This is a genomic window from Mesorhizobium sp. ES1-6, from assembly GCF_020164775.1.
Taxonomy (GTDB): Bacteria; Pseudomonadota; Alphaproteobacteria; order Rhizobiales; family Rhizobiaceae; genus Mesorhizobium.
This window is the reverse complement of record NZ_JAIUGU010000016.1, coordinates 28,308-44,762: the sequence shown is the minus strand read 5'-3', so window position 1 is coordinate 44,762 and position 16,455 is coordinate 28,308. Positions and strand designations below refer to the sequence as shown.

Below are 16,455 nucleotides of genomic sequence, written 5' to 3'. Positions count from 1 at the left end.
CTTTCCGGCTCAGAGGGCGTTGATCTTGTCGACCATGCCTTGCGGCCAGTCCTTAGCGAAGTCGGAGTCCAGATAGGCCTTCTGCACATGTTTGCGGAACGCGTCGACGTCGGGCGTGTAGACTTTCAAACCCTTGTCCTTGAAGAACTGCTCGAGTTCGGATTCCAGCTTCAGCTGCTTCTGCCGTCCGGACTCGGCTGCGTCGTCCGCCGCCTTCTGCACCGCCGCCTGCCGATCCGGTGCCAGCCCATCCCAGACCTTCTTGGAAAAGGCGAGGTAGTTCAGGTCCACGAGGTGGCTGGTCAAGCAAATCTGCTTGGTGACCTCGTAGAATTTGGAATCCTTGTCGGATGGCAGGGGATTGTCCTGCCCATCGATCGCGCCGGTCTGCAAGGCTGTGTAGATTTCGGTAAACGCCACTGGCACCGGATTGGCGCCCAGCGCCTTGCCAAGAAACTGCCAGGCATCGGTTCCGGGCATTCTGAGCTTAACGCCGGCCAAATCGTCCGGCGTCTTGATTTCCTTTTCGATGCGAAGGTTCAATTGGCGGCGGCCGAGATACATCACCGTCAACAGCTTGACACCGAGTTCATCCTCCACCTTTTTCTTCATCGGATCCATGAAGTCAGCCGCGAAAACCTTTTTTTGGTGCTCGGCGTCACGATGCAGATAGCCGGCGGTGAAGATCCCCCATTCGGGATAGAGCGAGGCGAGTTCCTGCGCCGAGGTGATCGACATTTCCAGATTGCCACGGGCAATTGCTTCCAGTTCGGTGCCTTGCTTGAACAGTTCGGCGTTCCAGTGCGGCTCAAACGTGGCGAAGGCGCGCACCGCTGGGGCGAACACGCTGGTCAGCGCCACCGCGCGCTGATCGCCCGGTGTTGCCGGTGACGATAGCCTCAGTGTGATCTTGTCTTCCGCCAGGGCGTCGCCGACCTGTGAGCCACACATGGCGCCAGCAACGGCGAAAGCGGTTGTGCGGAGAAATCTGCGGCGATCGAAAGTGGCAGTGGTCATGCTTTTCCTCCCTGAACTGCATGTCGGGCGACGTTGTGCCCAGCAATCGAGCATCGCACGACAGCCTTCCTCGTTCAACCCACGTAGCGGAGGACGCCAGATATTCGCCATTTTGTATGACGATCTCTGGCGCCCCGCAGGGGAGCAGTCTCCCGCACCGCCAGTGGCCTGACAGCACTCGCCCAGCGTGAGCAGCTTCAAGGTTCTCAGGAGGGTCGCGACAGCATGACAGACGTATGGCATTTCGAGAAATTCATGATATTCCTGCCAAATGCTTATGAACGCTTCCGACGCGACGATATCGGATACCGCCTATCGGCAGATACGGGCCGACATAATTTTTGGCCGCCTGGTTCCCGGCGAGAAGCTCAAGCTCGAAAGGCTGAAGGGCCTCTACGGAGCCAGCGTCTCAACCCTGCGGGAAATACTCAACCGTTTGGCCTCCGATGGGCTCGTGGTGGCAGAAGGACAGCGGGGCTTCGAAGTCGCGCCGGTCTCGCCAGAGGATCTGAAGGAAATCGCGGCGCTGCGGCAACTGCTTGAATGCCACGCAATGGAATTGTCCTTCGGCGCCGGGGATGTGGAATGGGAGGGTAAGGTGGTTTCGGCCCACCACAAACTGCATCAGATGGAAATCAGGATGATCGGTGGAGACCGGTCGGTAACCAAGGACTGGAAACGCTACGACTGGGAGTTCCACCAATCGCTGATTTCCGCCTGCGGGTCTCGTGCGCTCATGGAAACGCATGCCGCGGTTTTTGACAAATATTTGCGGTATCAGATGATATCGCTGACCTTTCGTGGGCAAATCGCGGCCGACGAACACAGACAGTTGCTGGAGGCAGCGTTGGCCCGCGACGTGGCGACGGCGCAGATGGTGCTGCGCCGGCATGTCGAGGCGGGCGTCAAGCATGGTTTGACCGCCTGAGCGCAATGCTTTGCGGCAGCCACACCGCGGCTCATCCCGTTGGTCGTCCGCAGAGATCGGCGCATCTATAATCGCGGTCTCATGTACGCGCCATACTTCCGGTGCGACCTATGTGTAGGCCCGATACAGATTGCCTCGCGCCTGTTCGCACGGCATCGCCGACGAGCAAATTTCCAGCACCGAACAATAATGCTCCGCAATATGGTCTGTGAACACGGGTCAGAGCCACCCCGAGTGGTGCCTACCCTCGGAACTCTTCAACGGGATAGCGAGTGGCGGCACAGGACGATCGAGCACGCCTGAAATCTTCGAAAAATGCGGCGCACCAAACGCACCAAAGTGCAATCCTGGCGGATGCTCTCCTCAGGCTAAGGCTCCTTAGAAACTCGTTCTTCTCCCGCAGCTCACGAGGACGTCGACGATTTCCCGGCGAAGGTCAAAGTCGCTGCGACCAGTCGGATGCGTCCGCCTGCACGAACAGGTAAATGCCGATGGCCAGCAACATCGCCAGCATTATCCAGATTATCAGTTTCGAGATGTTCACAGGCGTCAGATAATAGGAATGGCGCCGCGGCAGCAATTCACATTTCGAGGCTTGGAGCATTTGAGGGATCAGATTGCACGATCGCGTTATCGCTCTTGATCGGCCTCTTTTTTTAGCGTTCCCTGATGCGTTGTGACGAGATCGATATTCGAAACGATATTCGCTGTCGCTGCTGGGGTCGCCCTGTCGACTGCACTCGGCTATCTCGCCTATGCTTGGCCGGGCGATGCCGTGCCCATGCTGGAATGGCTCGCCAGTCCGTTTACATTCAGCACCCTTCTGTGGGCCGCGCTCGGGGCGATGTTCGGGCTCAGCGCCTTGCAATTCCAGCGAGGCCGGACAGGTGTCAGCCGCAAAATGCGGCGCGACGAGCGGGAAACACCATAGCGGACAGGAGCCTGCTGGAGATGCGGAGACGCCGGTGAACAGCACGCGCCTATCGCGCTGGGAAACATGGTCACCGGGTGCCCTCAAAAGTTCTGCGCTTGTGTAGCTGAGGGTGCGCGAAGGGCGGTGAAAGCGCAAACCACGGGAATCTGACGACGTGGGTGAGAGCGAGAACTAAGCCTCGCCCGACCCTCGGCCCAACGACACGCCGGTTCTCGAGATCTCGTATTTCACGAATCCGCTGTGCTGTTGGAGCTGGGGCTTCGAGCCTCAATTGAGACGCTGGATGACGCCCCGGGAAGCTGAGGGCGCCACAGGCAATCCAGACGGCACGATGGCCAGCAAAGCTGCGTTTCCCTAGCACGCGCTGCGCGTTCCGCCGCTCGCGTCGAGCTTCCGCCGCTCACGCGATGGTGAAGCCGCGGCTGGAACATACCGGCTGAGCTCGGGTTAGCGACATGCTTCGTGCCGCAAGACGCCCCCGAGAGCGATCGCTTAAGAAACGTCGCAGGAACGTTCATGAAAACCCAGCAACTGCCGAACATCAATCATCGCGGCCCGCTCATCGTCATCGCGGCGGCGGCCCTGGCGTGCGCAATCGCGTTCTACTACTTCGCCACCCCGCTCACTGGGGTAACGGGAACCCCAGGAGCGATGCTTGTGCTCGTTGCCAGCCTGGCGCTTGCGCTGGATGGCCTCGTGTTGCGCTTCAAAGGAAGTGGTGTCGTCTTCACTCTGGCCTGGATCTTGGGCCTTCTAGGAGCACTCGGCACGTTCGCTGCCGCCATCTTTCTCCATGCTTGGTGGCTCGTGGCGGCAGTTGCCGTCGTGCTGGCCGGGCTGTTGATCACCCTGGGTTTCCGTCAGACCAACATTCAGGACCCGTCCCGATGAGAACTGCCATCTTCCGCTTGAGCCTGGCATTTGCCGTCTCCCTGTTGCTGGGGCTGGGCACACATTCCGTCTCTGCCCAGAATGACAACAATTCACCCGCGTCACAACCGGGCGGCATACCGGATGCCGGTAGACGCCCGAACGACACGAGCGGAGGCACCAGCCCTTCGGCCGGGGGAGCAGGCTCGCCGGAGGAGGCGACAACAGCCCCGCTCCCTGCACCCAAGCCAATCCCGCTGATCCCGCCGCAGCCGACCTGGAACAGCTTTCACGGCCAGCTCAATGGCCAGAAGTACTCGCCGCTCACACAGATTACCGCGGACAACGTCGGTTCGCTCCGCAAAGTATGGGAGTTGCACACTGGCGATATGTCAGACGGATCGGGCGCATTGCCACCGTCGGTCTGGTCCGCAACCCCCATTTTCGCCAATGACACCCTTTATATCGGGACCCCCTTCTACGGGGTGCTGGCGCTCGATCCGGGAACAGGGGCGATCAAATGGAAATTCGAGTCCAAATCCACTCTCAAGGCCTTGACACAGCCAGCCTTGAAGAACCGTGGCGTTGCTTACTGGCAGAGCAAGAATCCCGTGGCGGGCGAGGGCTGTCAGAAGATCATCTATCTGGGCACCATGGATGCGCATCTCTTTACGCTCGATGCCAATACCGGACAGCTCTGCAAGAAATTTGGCTCGGGTGGCGTGTTGGATGTGAACCAGTGGAACGACGTCAACGCCAAGTACCCGCTTTCGCTGTTGCAGCCGCCCACCGTGGCGGGCAACCACGTCATCATCGGCTGGGCTGGCAAGGATTGGGCCTATGCCGAGGCTCCTCCTGGGACTGTGTTCTCGTTGGATCCTCAGACGGGCGTGCGACAGTGGTCGTTTTCGGCGCTGCCGGCGCAGATCGCAAAACGGACCGGGACCGCAAATGTCTGGACGGCAATGTCCGTGGACGAAGGGCTCGGACTCGTGTACCTGCCGGTCTCCAGCCCGTCGCCGAATTACTGGGGCGGCAATCGTGCCGACCCGATACCGCTTGCGACGTCCACCACCGCACTAGATCTTGAAACCGGCAAGGTCGTCTGGTCACGACAGTGGGTCCATCACGACATCTGGGATTACGACATCAACTCGGCGCCTACGCTTATGGACATCACCGTGGCGGGCAAACAAATTCCTGCCCTCATGCAGGCGACGAAGATGGGCTTTCTGTTCGTCGTCGACCGGCGCACCGGAAAAGACGTCTGGCCGATCGATGAACGCCCTGTACCGGGCGGCGACGGCAGCGTCCAAGGGGAAGTCTACGCTCCCACTCAGCCGTTCCCGACCAAACCCGCACCGCTGCTGGACCAGTCCAAAAAGCCACCCATCTGGCGAATAGCTGATGTCGTCGGTCTGGGCGAGTGCTCCCGCTTATGGGACAACCTCTCCTATCGTGGCATGTACAGCCCGCCGACACACAAGGGCGAGGGCGTGCTGGCCTACCCGGATTCGGCGGGCGGAGTGCAATGGGGCGGGGTCGGTTTCGATCCAAGCACCCAAACGGTGGTGGTCAACTTCTCGCATGTCGTCCAATCCATCAAGCTCTATCCGCGCGATGAATACCAACGGCTCGCCGGCGATTCCGGCAATGAGCAGGGCTACTATCCGCAAGAGGGCGCACCGTACGGCATGTCGCTGCACAACGCTCTCAACTGGCTTGGCATGCCGTGCTGGGCACCCCCCTTCGGAGAAATCGCCGCCATCGACATGACCACCGGCGACGTCAAATGGCGGCGGCCGATGGGAGCATCGCAGAAGTGGGGCTTCTATATGCCTGAATCCCTCGGCTCGGTGACGATTGGTGGCCCCGCCGTGACGGCGGGTGGCTTGATATTCATCGGGGGTTCGATGGACGCGAAGGTGCGCGCCTATTCTCTCGCGAACGGACAGGAACTGTGGTCCGACATCGTCCAGGCGCCCGCGGTGGCCAATCCTGCGGTGTACGAGTACCGCGGCCGCGAGTACGTGGTGTTCGTGGCCGGCGGGAACACCATTCTGAAGGACCAGGTCGGCGATCAGGTTGCCGCTTATGCCCTTCCCGGGCCGTGATGTCCAACGCCACCACCGGTAAAGCTCTGGTCGCAGGTCCGGTCGCTGCCGCTGTGACTGTCTTGCTCCGGATGCACCATCGGCCACATCCAGGAAGCTGCGAAGGCATACTTCGAATGAGAGTTGGGAATTGCCAAAGCGCAAAGGCGTCCTCGTGCATGCGAGGCAAGGGCGAAGTCCAAGGGGGCACCTGGCAAAGGGTCGATCGCGCTGCACCGGTCATCGCACGAGCCGTGGCCACTCTGTCGGTCGCCTCCGGATCTGCTCTGGTCACATCTCCCTTCAAACTACGCGAACTTCTTCGCACCGGCGGTTCCACTGGGGCCTCATAGCCCTAGTTGTCCTGATTAGACCTTACCTGAGGCCGCCATGAACGATCTTCCAATCCTCACCCTGGGGATGATCCTGCTCACCGCTTCTTTGGTGGCGATGATCTCCAGACGGCTGCAACTTCCTTACAGCGTCGGGCTAGTTGCGGCAGGTATAGCCCTTGGCTTCATGCCCGGCGTCGTCGAACTTCCCCTCAGTCGGGATTTGATCTTCACGGTCTTTTTGCCGCCGCTGATATTCCAGGCGGCACTTGCGATTGAATGGCGTCATTTTCGCCTCAACCTGCCGGTCACGATTCTGCTCGCTTTTCCCGGGGTCGCAATTGCCGCCGCAGTGGTTGCGGCTGGCATGCATTTGCTGCTCGGATGGACTTGGATCGGATCGGGGCTGTTCGGCGTGCTGATAGCGGCGACGGATCCGGTGTCGGTCATCGCAGCCTTCAAGGAAATGAAGGTTCAACCCCGCCTGGCTCTGCTTGTCGAATCGGAAAGTCTGCTCAACGACGGCGCAGCCGCAGTTGGCTTCGGCATCTTGGCCGCAATCGCGGCAGGCACCGAGTCGACGCCCCTGAACGTTGCTGGATCGCTGGTGTGGACTGTCGCGGGTGGGATTGCCTCCGGTGCGGCAGTGGCAGCTCTGCTCCTTCTGATCGCCGGCCGGACCGAAGACCATCTTGTTGAAATAACCCTGACGACCATCGCGGCCTACGGTTCGTTTCTGCTTGCGGAGGACCTTGGCATGTCGGGCGTGCTGGCTACTCTCACCGCAGGCTTGATTGTCGGGAACGTCGGCTGGAAAGGCGCTATTTCCGCCAATGCCAGAAGTCACGTTCTGGCGTTCTGGGAGTACGCGGCCTTCCTGGCAAATTCGATCGTGTTCATCCTGATCGGCGGCCATGAAGCCCATCAGCCGTTTGGGATATTCGCAGGCACCTCGGCGGTCGCCGTCATCCTCGTGCTGGTTGGTCGGACCTTGGCCATTTATCCTTTCTGTGCCCTCCTTGCTGCGACGCCCCTGAAGGTGGATGCCAGCTACCAGCACATTTTGGTCTGGGGCGGTCTGCGCGGCGCCCTCGCTCTGGCCCTGGCGCTCGCACTTCCTGAAAACGTCGCCGAGCGCAGTCAAATAATCGTTGTCGCATTCGCAGTCGTTGCCTTTTCCATCTTTGTCCAAGGCTTGACCATGCCGTGGCTCATCAGACGAATGGGTCTGACCGCCGAAAGCGCGGGCAGCCGGTGAACAAGTCGACGGCGGTGTGGGGTTCTCGGCTGTTGAAGGCGCTGTGCTGTCACCAGGGCTGAAAAGAGTTGCCGCTCGGTTGCGTCCGGGCTGCACCGGGCGTGCGGGCGCATGCTTGTCCACCAGTCCGCCATGCACCGTTTTGCGAAGCGAGCGCAGCGCCCTGTTGAGCGTGAAGCACAACAATCAAGGGTGACGCGTTCAACCAGCGCAGCGACCGGTCCCAAGCTGATCCGTCACGCCGAGCGCGACGGATGTCGTGTGGGCCTGACGATCTCTCCCTACTGCGCAGCTGCTCGCAGAGGCTGCTTGTGAGGGTCTGCCGGGCGCAATGGCGCTGCGTGGTCCCGGTTGCGGGACCTAATTCCAGTCGCGCCTGCGGTCGCGGACGACCAGGAAGACCAGATCGCGGCAGCTAAACACCAATGTAGCGTTGCAAGAGGTCGGGCTGCGCCTTGATCTCCGCGGCAGGGCCTTCGTGGACGATATGACCGTTGTTGATGATGTAGACGCGCTTTGCCAACGACAGCGTTGCAGCCAGGTTCTGTTCGACCAGAACGAGGGTGTGGCCGGCCTCGGCCAGCTCGCGGCAGGTGCGAACGAGATTCTGTACGATGACAGGTGCAAGGCCCTCGAATGGCTCGTCGAGCAGGACGATTTTCGGGTCGCGAACAAGAGCGCGGGCGATCGCCAGCATCTGCTGTTCGCCGCCCGAAAGATCGGTACCCCGGCTGCCGCGGCGCTCTTTCAGCCGTGGGAACATCTCGTAGATGCGCTCGAGCGGCCATCTGTTGTCGGCGGTCAATCCAGCCAGGATGATGTTGTCTTCAACGGTCAAGCTGCCGAAGATCCGGCGATCCTCGTGGACCAGCTGCATTCCGCGTCGAGCTATGCTGTGTGCCTTCCTGCCGGCCAGTTCCTCACCATCGAGCTTTATACTGCCCGTACGCGGGCTCACAACACCCATCAGGCTCTTGAGCGTCGTCGACTTGCCGGCGCCGTTCCTGCCAAGAAGCGCGATCACCTCGTGCTTTTCAACACGCAACGACACGTCGAATAGAATGTGGCTGTCGCCGTAGTAGCTGTTCAGCCCGGCGACCTCGAGCAGGCTCATGCTACCTCCTCGTGGATCCCGCCGAGATACGCTTCCTGCACCTTTGCATTGGCCTTGATCTCCTCTGGCGTCCCTTCCACGAGGACGCGGCCCTCCTGCAGCACGGTCACCCTTTCGACCAGTTCGAACAGCGAATCCATGTCGTGGTCGATGATGATCATCGTGCGGCCGCGCCCGATCGACTTCAGCAGCGCAACCGTCTCAATGCGCTCTCGTGGGCTCATCCCGGCAAGTGGCTCGTCCAGCAGCAGCAGGCTGGGCGAGGTTGCCAGCGCCAAGCCAATCTCGAGCCGGCGTTTCTCGCCATAGGCAAGTTCGGACACTGGGGTCTCGGCCCGCTGCGTGAGGCTGACCAGCGCCAGCGTACGGTCGACCTGCACTTGGAGACCTGGGATTTTGTCGATGTTACGGAACAGGTCGAGCCTGAATCTGCCGCGAAGCTCGCCCAAGGCGGCGATCCTAAGGTTATCCCTAACCGTCAGCCGATCAAAGAGCTGGTTGATCTGGTAGCTCTTCGCCAGCCCGAGCTGGCACACATCCGCTACGCCCAAAGCGGTGATGTCACGGCCCTGGAACAGGATCCTGCCAGATGTCGGCGACACCTCTCTGGTGAGCATCTTGAAGAAAGTACTCTTGCCGGCTCCATTTGGCCCGATGATGCCCCGCACCTCACCTTGCTCAACGCTGAAATTGATGTCGCTGTTGGCCAACAACCCGCCGTAGCGCTTACTCAAACCAATGGCCCGAAGGACCGGTCCGGCCGCGGAGTCTGTGGGGCGGTGTATTGTCGGCATCAGCTCCGCGGGGGAGGTGGAGGTAGAGTGGTTGCCCGCGGGGACTGCGCCTGACACCTGAGCCGGCCGCACGGCTTTTTTCCCCCCTGTGCCCAATTCATAGACGTCGATGATAGCGCCAACGATGCCTCGCCTGAGAAAGCAGACGAGCAGCACGAACACGATGCCAAGCACCAGCTTCCAGATCGCGCCAAGATGTAGCGTGTTCTGGAAATAGTCGCTCAGAAAGAGCCACACCGTGGCACCGACCAACGGGCCGAACAGGGTTCCAGCGCCGCCTATTGCGGTCTGCATGACGAGCTGGCCGGAGGTGTCGAACATGAAGGCTTCGGGCGGCATGAAGCCTTGCATGACGCCGAGCAAACCGCCGGCGAAGCCGGCATAGACCGCGGCGATTACGAAAGCGGCATGTTTGTAGCTGTGGATGTCGTGGCCCAGCGCCGCGGCGCGTAGCGGGTTGTCGCGGATCGCCGAGAGGATCGCCCCGACGGGCGAGCGCACGATGCGCAACGCGATCATCAGGCCAACGAAATACCAGATGGCCAGAAAGATATACATCGTCCAATCGGTATTGAATTCGAGTGTGGTGAAGCCAAGGTTGAAACTCGGGGTCGGCACGCCGGGCAGGCCATTTTCGCCGCCGGTGTAGGCCGACAGCGGATTGAATTCCACGAAGAAGAACACCTCCGAAATCGCCACCGTGATCATCGCGAAATAGATGCCTGTTCGCTTCAGCGCGACCAGTCCGACCAGGTAACCGACGACGCCCGCCACGATGGCACCGATGCAGACGGACGCCAGCACGTGGGGAAAGTCCATCTCGGTCATCAGGTAGGCCGCGAACATGCCCCCTGTGCCGAAAAAAGCGGACTGGCCGAAAGAAAGGAGCCCGGTGTAACCGAAGAGAATGTCGAACCCCAATCCGAACAAGCCCCAGATCAGAATGCGGTTGATGGTCGCCGGCGCAAAGCCGAGATGCGGCAGGACGAAGGGAGCAACGACCAGCGCCATCGCCGTCAGCACCTCGACCAGAAACGGATTCTTGCTGTTCATAGGCACACCGGTCACTCACGGCCCGCCGTGCCGAACAGCCCATACGGGCGCAGCACCAGGACGAGAGTCATTGCCACAAAAAGCATGACATAGGCGTATCCCGGGTTGAACATTGAGGTGATGGAGATGATCTCCCCGGCGATCAGGCCGCCAACCACGGCGCCTGGGAACGATCCTACGCCGCCGATGACGACGACAACGAAGGTCTGCACCAGGATCGACTCCCCGACGTCCGGCGCGATCGACACCACTGGCGCGTTTACAATGCCGGCAAAACCGGCCGCCATCGCCCCGATGCCGAACACCAGCGTGAAGATCTTGTAGACGTCGATCCCAAGCGAGCTGACCATTACAGCGTCCTCAATACCGGCGCGCACGATCATGCCGATGCGGGTGCGGTAGAGGACGAAGTAGAGCGCGAGCAGCGCAACGGTGACGATAGCCAGCAAGGCCAGGCGATATGTCGGATACATCATGAAACCGAGTGGCGTGATGCCGACCAGCGATCCAGGCGGAGGCACGGACTTGGACAGGCCGCCGAAGAAGAAGCGCACCGCCTCGACGAAGACGATGCCCAGGCCGAAGGTCACCAGTAGCTGATCCTCATAGGGTCGGGAATAGAAATGCCTGATGATGAGTTTCTCCATAAGGAGGCCGACCAGCATGACAAAAAGCGAACCGGCGACCACCGCGACGACATAGGAGCCGGTATAATCGTAAGCGACGTAACCGGCATAACCGCCCAGCATGAACATCGCGCCATGTGCCAAGTTGAGCACGCCGAGCGTCCCGTAGATAATGGTGAGGCCGGAGGAAATAAGGGCCAGGAGCGCGCCCAACACCAATCCATTGAAGCATTGCGATACGAAATTGGCCCAGTTGATCACGCTGCCGCCCGCCGTCTGAGGTTAAGGAATAGTCCGTGCCGTCGTTGCCAGGACGAGCAATTGACAACCTAGACGTTGTTCGTCCGGATTTCACGAATAGATCGCGGGCTTGCACTAGCGCTGCTGCAGGGATGCGACTCGCCCAGCCTTCTCCGTGCTTCGTGCTCGCAAGAGCCGTCAGGCTACCTCAGGTGTAGTCCCCGAGTTGACAGCCGAAGGCATCGGGCTTCTGCATCAGACCTTCGCCGGGCACGATCTCGACGACGTCCCAGAAATCCTCCTCATTCTTCATGTCCTTGGCGGCCTTGCCGCGAACGATGACGACGGGACGAATGAGCTGGTGATCCTCTGCGCGGAACTTCACGTCGCCGACCATCGATGGGAAGGTCTCGCCCTTCTCGTACTGCTTGATCACGTCCGGTGGATAGAAAGTTCCTGCTTCCGAGACCATGCGTGCCCAGATAGCGAATTGCATGTAGCCGTTCTCGGCGCCCCATTCGGGCCGGTAATTGTACTTCTTCTGGAAAGCATCGACGAAAGCCTTGGCCAAGGGGTACTGGTCTTCCATCGTCCACCAGAAATCGGTGGCCGCAAACACGCCTTCAGTCAGCTCCGCCCCGACTTCCTTGGCCAGGAATGGGATTTGGTACGGAATCACCATCTTCATGTTCGGCGTCAGGCCGAACTGCTTGGCCTGTTGGACCGACAGCACGGCGTCGCGGCCCCAGTTGACGTTGACGATGAACTCGGCGCCGGAATTGGCAATGTTGGTAAGATACTGGCTGAAGTCCTGGGTCCCGAGCGGCGACACCTGGTTCGTCACCATCTGCCAGCCGCCCTGCGATGTCAGATAGTCGTTGACGGATTTGGTGACGGTGTGGCCGTAGGTGTAGTCGGGCGTCATGAACGCGGCCTTCTTGCCCTTTCCGAAATTCTTCAGCAGCACCGGACCGATGGCGTTCGCGCACGTCTCGCCATAGACGCACTGGCGGAAGGAGTAACGCGCGCAGTCCTTGCCAGTGGTGTCATTCGAGCCGGAGATGGCCACGAGGTACAGGATCTTTTCGCGCTGGGCGAATTTGTTGAGTGCGACGGCCACCGCCGAGGACGTGGAGCCCGTCATGGCGACGATCTTCTTGTCGTTGATGAAAGTCTGCTGTTCCTGCACGGCGTTGTTCGGTTTGGCGGCTGAGTCGGCGACGACCAGTTCCACCTTCTTGCCCAGTACCCCTTTCTCGATCTTAGGCGCGATCTGTTTGAGCAGATCGTTGCCTTCGTTGATGTGCTCGATCGCCAGCTGCATGCCCTTGAGTTCATCCTCGCCCTGTACCGCATAGGCGCCCGTGCGCGGGACAGAAGCGCCGATATGGACGGTGTCGCCCTGCGAACCTACCGGCCAAGTGCCGAGCGCGGGCTTGTCGTCGGCGGCAAAGGCCGGGCGTAGAAATGAAGCTGGCAGTATAATGCTGCCGGCAACGCCGGCGCCGGCCTGCAGCATGGTGCGCCGGGACAGGCCGGCCGATTTATGGTCATTGAATTGCATTGCATGTTCCTCCCTTGGCCAAGCGCTTCTGGAGCACTCGTTGCTGCCCGGGCTCGGGCAGAAATCGGATCGCATTGGCATTCGCAACCGCACGAGAGGTTCGGTCAATGCAACTTTGGTTGGATGATTTGGATTAATGATCTAGATTAACAAGCCACCGCAAATTGCTTCGGCAGATGGAACTCTCACCGCGCGGACGTGGAATGCCCCTAAACGGTCACGCAGTGATGGCCAGACTGACGCAGGCCATGAAACTTGGGGCAGCTGACCTCGCCAGTCTTGAAGCCCTCTTCGAGCGAGACGTTACCGTCGGGAAGCGAGAGGAACTCGTCATCCACGGCTCGCCCTTCCGCAGCTTGTGCTTTGTCAAAGACGGATATGCAATTCGCTACAGGGTGCTGCGAAGCGGAAGGCGTCAAATCCTCAAGCTCATCCTCCCGGGTGACGTCATCGGATTTCCGGTCAGCTTTTTCGATCGGTCCACCTATACCGTCGTGGCGCTCACCGAGATGACCTGCACGGTCTGTTCGCTCGAATCCTATATCCTCCTGTGCTACGAGCAACCGCAATTCGGACTTGTTCTGAGTTGGCTTGCCGCGCAGGAAGCAGCAGGCTATGCCGAGCATATCGTCAACATTGGCCGGCGCAGGCCGATAGAGCGCTTGGCCCACCTCCTGCTCGAACTTCATGAGCGCCTTTCGCAGGTCGGACGTGCCACCGAAACACGCTTTGATCTCCCGTTCTCGCAGGAGATCATGGCCGACGCCCTCGGGCTGAGTGTGCCGCATCTCAATCGCGTCATGCAGCAGTTGCGCGTGCAACGACTGATTACGACCGACGCACGTCGCATCGAATTGACGGACGCCACCGCTCTGCAAAGCCTAGCCCAGTATGAACCGCTAGGCCTCGCCCCGATCGCCCTGCCGGATCGTCTGAGCTAAGTGCTGGCTGCCGGGGCAAGTCGCCAGCCATGTAGACACGCGTGGGCCGCAGCCGCGCAATACCAATATTGCGTCGCGCAAGCAGCTTGATTGGAAGCCTCTGGTTGAGCTGTTTGTCGTGGGCCAGGCGCTTGGCACGGTCGCACTAAGATCTGGGCTGCCTATAGGCCTTGTATGTTAGATATGTCAGAGCGTATGATCCTGTCGAGAAACTGGGCAGGACGGTTTGAGGGACGAAACGACAGCGCTGCTTTCCGACGCAACCCCGCCGCCACATGATGGTGGGGGTCGCAATGCTTTCGGCTTTTCCGGCAGTGCGCAGAAAATTGCGACTCTCGTTCATCGACGCCTGCGCGACGACATCCTGTCGCTTGCGCTCAAGCCCGGGACGGTCGTTTCGGAAAATGAGCTTTCGGCTGTCTACGGCATCGGGCGAACGCCAGTCCGGGAAGCACTGTTGCGCCTATCCGACGAAGGCCTGGTCGAAGTCGTGCCGAAGTCGGGGACGCGCGTTACGCGGATTCCGGCGTCACGGCTGCCTGAAGCTATCCTGGTGCGCAAATCGCTGGAAGACATCACCACCCGGGCCGCCGCCGAATGCGCCAGCATCAGCGATCTTATGGGCTTGCGCATGCTGATCCAGCGCCAGCGGGAGGCCGCCGAACAGGCAAATGAAGCCGCCTTCCATGCCGCGGACGAGGCTTTCCATGCACAGATCGCACGGGCGGCAGGTTATCCCGGTATCTGGGTGCTGGTCCAGCAGGTGAAGGCGCAGGTTGACCGCTATCGCCGCCTTACCTTGCCGCAGAAGGGGCGCATGGCGCGCGTCCAGAAGGATCATGAAGCCGTGCTGGCCGGACTTGAAGCGCGTGATTGCGCCGCCGCCGCCGCGGCCATGGCCGCGCATATCGACCAGCTCAGGCTCGATATCGGGGCGATCCGAAGTCTCTATCCGGACTGTTTCACAGACGAGACCGATGCCGGCCGCAGGTCGGACATGAGGGAGAGCAGCGGCCGATAGGCGAGGGTGTCCGCACCGAATTGGTTGAACACAGGGAGGAACTGTCATGATCAACAGACTTTTCAGGCTGGCCGTCGCCGCTTTCGCGGTGCTTTCGGCATTTGCCACCGGGCCGGCATCGGCCCAAACCGTGCTGAAATGGGCGCATGTCTACGAGACCGGCGAGCCCTATCACATCCAGGCCCTATGGGCCGCTGACGAAATCGCCAAACGCACGGACGGCCGATACAAGATCGAGGTGTTCCCGGCCTCGCAGCTGGGCAACGAAAACCAGATAAACGAGGCGCTGACGCTTGGCACGGTCGACATGATCTACACTGGCGTCGCCTTCGCCGGCTCGATCTACGGTCCGCTGTCGATGACCAATGCCCCGTTCATCCTGCGTGATTTCAACCACTGGAAAGCCTATCGCGATTCACAGCTCTTCCAGGATCTGGCCAAGGGCTATGACGACAAGACCGGACACCACATCGTTTCGCTGACCTACTATGGCCAGCGCGACGTGACCGCCAACAAGGAGATCAAGGAACCGGAGGACATGAAGGGCATGAAGCTGCGCGTACCGCCGGCGCCACTGTTCAAGATGTTCACCAAGTCGGTCGGCGCCAACGCCACGCCGATCGCGTTTTCCGAGGTCTATCTCGCTCTGCAACAAGGCACGGTCGATGGCCAGGAAAATCCGCTCCCGACCATCATGGCCAAGAAGTTCTATGAAGTGCAGAGCCATATCATGCTGACCGGTCACATCACCGAATCGCTGGTCACCATCGTCGGTGGTCATGTCTGGAGCGCGATGAGCGACGAGGACAAGAAGATCTTCACCGACGTGCTCAAGGAAGCCGCTTCACGCTGCACCGACCAGATCCGCACCCAGGAAAACGAGCTTGCCGACAAGTTCCGCGCCATGGGCAAGACGGTCGTCGACGTCGACCGCGAGGCCTTCATCAAGGCGGCGCAGCCGCTGCACAACGATCCCGACTCCGGCGCGGTCTGGACCAAGGAGCAGTACGACGCCCTGCAGGCGCTGAAATAGTCGCTGATCCCGCCCCCGGGAGGCGGCCTCGCCTCCTGGTCTGCCGGCCGTAAAGCCGCGGCATAGGAAGAAGGACACCGCCATGACGGAAGAAGGCCTGGACGGCGCGCGCATTCGTGTCTCCGAGGAGGAGCCCGACCCTCCGATCGAGCATCATGTCGAGGACTGGCTTGCCTTCGCCATCTTCTGGGGCATGGCGATCATCGTCTTCCTGCAGTTCTTTACGCGCTATGTGCTGAACAATTCGCTGGCATGGACCGAGGAGATAGCCCGCTATCTGCTGATGATCATCACCTTCGTCGGCGCGGCGGTCGCCATGCGGCGGGGCACGCACATCTCCGTCGAGGTCGCGCATATGTTCTTGCCCGCACCGGTCGTACGGGTGCTGAGTTTCATCATCGACGTGCTGGTGCTCGGCTTCGTCGGACTGCTGTGCTGGTTTTCCATCTCGATCACGCGGCTCATGCAGATCCAGACCATGACCGTGTTTCCATGGCCGATGAGCATCGTCTACGGCGGCATCGCCATCGGCTGCTTCCTGATGCTGTGGCGCGCCACGGGACGCCTCATCGCCGGCGCCAAGCGGGGTTGGCGTCCCGACCCTAACCGCTCAGAACTGATCATCGACTAAGGGGCG

14 protein-coding genes are annotated in these 16,455 nt (G+C 60.5%); 8 read left to right on the top strand and 6 right to left on the bottom strand.

The genetic code is table 11. From position 1 onward, the window contains the following. Nucleotides 1-9: 9 nt before the first annotated feature. Nucleotides 10-1,017 (bottom strand): sialic acid TRAP transporter substrate-binding protein SiaP, encoded by a 1,008-nt coding sequence (locus LB564_RS28340; RefSeq protein WP_224542498.1) that lies wholly within the window; start codon nucleotides 1,015-1,017, stop codon nucleotides 10-12. A 271-nt stretch (nucleotides 1,018-1,288) separates the two neighbouring features. Between LB564_RS28340 and LB564_RS28335 the strand changes: the two genes are divergently transcribed. Continuing rightward, nucleotides 1,289-1,945 (top strand): GntR family transcriptional regulator, encoded by a 657-nt coding sequence (locus LB564_RS28335; RefSeq protein ID WP_140707610.1) that lies wholly within the window; start codon nucleotides 1,289-1,291, stop codon nucleotides 1,943-1,945. 436 nt (nucleotides 1,946-2,381) lie between these two features. Here LB564_RS28335 and LB564_RS28330 read toward each other — a convergent pair whose 3' ends face one another. Further along, nucleotides 2,382-2,921, bottom strand: coding sequence for a hypothetical protein (locus LB564_RS28330; RefSeq protein WP_224542461.1), 540 nt, complete (start codon nucleotides 2,919-2,921; stop codon nucleotides 2,382-2,384). Nucleotides 2,922-3,395: 474 nt separating this feature from the next. Here LB564_RS28330 and LB564_RS28325 point away from each other — a divergent pair, with 474 nt between their 5' ends. From LB564_RS28325 to LB564_RS28315, 3 genes are all read left to right on the top strand, one after another. Then, a complete protein-coding gene (locus tag LB564_RS28325; protein ID WP_224542460.1) occupies nucleotides 3,396-3,770 on the top strand; it encodes a hypothetical protein in 375 nt (124 codons plus the stop codon). After that, the gene (locus tag LB564_RS28320; RefSeq protein ID WP_224542459.1) at nucleotides 3,767-5,863 is read left to right on the top strand and encodes a pyrroloquinoline quinone-dependent dehydrogenase; all 2,097 of its coding nucleotides are present in this window, start codon (nucleotides 3,767-3,769) and stop codon (nucleotides 5,861-5,863) included. Before LB564_RS28325 ends, LB564_RS28320 begins: the two co-directional genes overlap by 4 nt. Before the next feature lie 369 nt (nucleotides 5,864-6,232). Then, on the top strand, nucleotides 6,233-7,432 hold the full coding sequence (locus LB564_RS28315; RefSeq protein WP_224542458.1) for a cation:proton antiporter: 1,200 nt from the start codon (nucleotides 6,233-6,235) through the stop codon (nucleotides 7,430-7,432). A 415-nt stretch (nucleotides 7,433-7,847) separates the two neighbouring features. Here the strand turns inward: LB564_RS28315 and LB564_RS28310 are convergent, their stop codons facing one another. The 4 genes from LB564_RS28310 to LB564_RS28295 all read right to left on the bottom strand — a co-directional run bounded on the left by LB564_RS28310 (nucleotide 7,848) and on the right by LB564_RS28295 (nucleotide 12,823). Further along, entirely contained in the window at nucleotides 7,848-8,546 is a 699-nt protein-coding gene (locus LB564_RS28310; RefSeq protein ID WP_224542457.1) for an ABC transporter ATP-binding protein, read from the bottom strand. Next, nucleotides 8,543-10,393 carry an ABC transporter permease subunit gene (locus LB564_RS28305; protein WP_224542456.1) on the bottom strand — a complete coding sequence of 617 codons (1,851 nt, stop codon included), beginning with the start codon at nucleotides 10,391-10,393 and terminating at the stop codon, nucleotides 8,543-8,545. Before LB564_RS28305 ends, LB564_RS28310 begins: the two co-directional genes overlap by 4 nt. 11 nt (nucleotides 10,394-10,404) lie before the next feature. After that, on the bottom strand, nucleotides 10,405-11,280 hold the full coding sequence (locus LB564_RS28300) for a branched-chain amino acid ABC transporter permease (protein ID WP_224542455.1): 876 nt from the start codon (nucleotides 11,278-11,280) through the stop codon (nucleotides 10,405-10,407). Between the two features lie 187 nt (nucleotides 11,281-11,467). Beyond that, nucleotides 11,468-12,823 (bottom strand): substrate-binding protein, encoded by a 1,356-nt coding sequence (locus LB564_RS28295; RefSeq protein ID WP_224542454.1) that lies wholly within the window; start codon nucleotides 12,821-12,823, stop codon nucleotides 11,468-11,470. 227 nt (nucleotides 12,824-13,050) lie between these two features. Here LB564_RS28295 and LB564_RS28290 point away from each other — a divergent pair, with 227 nt between their 5' ends. The 4 genes from LB564_RS28290 (at nucleotide 13,051) to LB564_RS28275 (ending at nucleotide 16,449) form a co-directional block, all read left to right on the top strand. Further along, a complete protein-coding gene (locus LB564_RS28290; protein ID WP_224542453.1) occupies nucleotides 13,051-13,764 on the top strand; it encodes a Crp/Fnr family transcriptional regulator in 714 nt (237 codons plus the stop codon). Nucleotides 13,765-13,990: 226 nt separating this feature from the next. After that, nucleotides 13,991-14,785 carry a GntR family transcriptional regulator gene (locus LB564_RS28285; protein WP_224542452.1) on the top strand — a complete coding sequence of 265 codons (795 nt, stop codon included), beginning with the start codon at nucleotides 13,991-13,993 and terminating at the stop codon, nucleotides 14,783-14,785. Nucleotides 14,786-14,831: 46 nt separating this feature from the next. Then, a complete protein-coding gene (locus LB564_RS28280; protein WP_224542451.1) occupies nucleotides 14,832-15,818 on the top strand; it encodes a sialic acid TRAP transporter substrate-binding protein SiaP in 987 nt (328 codons plus the stop codon). Between the two features lie 82 nt (nucleotides 15,819-15,900). Then, nucleotides 15,901-16,449: a TRAP transporter small permease gene (locus tag LB564_RS28275; protein ID WP_224542450.1), complete on the top strand. Its 549-nt coding sequence runs from the start codon at nucleotides 15,901-15,903 to the stop codon at nucleotides 16,447-16,449. Nucleotides 16,450-16,455 lie beyond the last annotated feature (6 nt).